Here is a 1,554-nt window from a genome sequence, read left to right as displayed (position 1 = left end):
GTGTGTGGAGCGTGGGACCTGATTTCGTAGTAGTCAAGCGATGGGGTGACGCAGGAAGGTAGCTCCGCCAGTGAGTGGTAGTACTGGTGTAAGCGTGTAGGCCGGAACATAGGCAAATCCGTGTTCCATGAGGCTGAGACGTGATGCGTAGCCGTTTGAGGCGAAGTAGAGTGATCCTATGCTGCCGAGAAAAGCCTCTAGTGAGTGCATGCACGGCCCGTACCCCAAACCAACACAGGTGGTCAGGTAGAGAATACCAAGGCGATCGGGTGAACTGTGGTTAAGGAACTCGGCAAAATGCCCCCGTAACTTCGGGAGAAGGGGGGCCAAACATCCTGAAGCCTTTTTCGGGCTAGGGGTGGGTGGCCGCAGAGACCAGCGGAAAGCGACTGTTTACTAAAAACACAGGTCCATGCGAAGTCGCAAGACGATGTATATGGACTGACGCCTGCCCGGTGCTGGAACGTTAAGAGGACCGGTTAATCCTTCGGGGTGAAGCTGAGAATTTAAGCGCCAGTAAACGGCGGTGGTAACTATAACCATCCTAAGGTAGCGAAATTCCTTGTCGGGTAAGTTCCGACCTGCACGAATGGCGTAACGACTTTCCGGCTGTCTCAACCACAGGCCCGGCGAAATTGCACTACGAGTAAAGATGCTCGTTACGCGCGGCAGGACGGAAAGACCCCGGGACCTTTACTATAGTTTGGTATTGGTTTTCGGTTCGGCTTGTGTAGGATAGGTGGGAGACTGTGAAGCGGTGACGCTAGTTACTGTGGAGTCGTTGTTGAAATACCACTCTGGTCGAATTGGGAATCTGAACCTCGGGCCATGATCTGGTTCAGGGACAGTGCCTGATGGGTAGTTTAACTGGGGCGGTTGCCTCCTAAAGAGTAACGGAGGCGCCCAAAGGTTCCCTCAGCCTGGTTGGCAATCAGGTGTTGAGTGCAAGTGCACAAGGGAGCTTGACTGTGAGACAGACATGTCGAGCAGGGACGAAAGTCGGGACTAGTGATCCGGCACCTCCTGGTGGAAGGGGTGTCGCTCAACGGATAAAAGGTACCCCGGGGATAACAGGCTGATCTTGCCCAAGAGTCCATATCGACGGCATGGTTTGGCACCTCGATGTCGGCTCGTCGCATCCTGGGGCCGGAGTAGGTCCCAAGGGTTGGGCTGTTCGCCCATTAAAGCGGCACGCGAGCTGGGTTTAGAACGTCGTGAGACAGTTCGGTCCCTATCCGCCGCGCGCGTAGGATACTTGAGGAAGGCTGTCCCTAGTACGAGAGGACCGGGACGGACGAACCTCTGGTGTGCCAGTTGTTCCGCCAGGGGCATGGCTGGTTGGCCACGTTCGGAAGGGATAACCGCTGAAGGCATCTAAGCGGGAAGCCTGTTCCAAGATGAGGTATCCCACCCTTTGTGGGTTAAGGCTCCCAATAGACCATTGGGTTGATAGGCCAGAGATGGAAGCACAGTAATGTGTTGTCGAGTTGACTGGTACTAATAGGCCGAGGACTTGTCTACGAAGGTGTTACGCATCCACTCTACGGTTCTGAA

1 rRNA gene is annotated in these 1,554 nt (G+C 54.9%); it reads left to right on the top strand.

What is annotated here, in order from left to right:
• A 23S ribosomal RNA gene (locus tag AB0N03_RS52330) occupies positions 1-1,521 on the top strand; the annotation flags it as partial.
• Between the last annotated feature and the right edge of the window lie 33 nt (positions 1,522-1,554).

The organism is Amycolatopsis sp. NPDC051061, assembly GCF_040682935.1.
GTDB lineage: Bacteria > Actinomycetota > Actinomycetes > Mycobacteriales > Pseudonocardiaceae > Amycolatopsis.
Note: the sequence above shows the minus strand (reverse complement) of the source record. Positions and strands in the feature narration are given on the sequence as shown.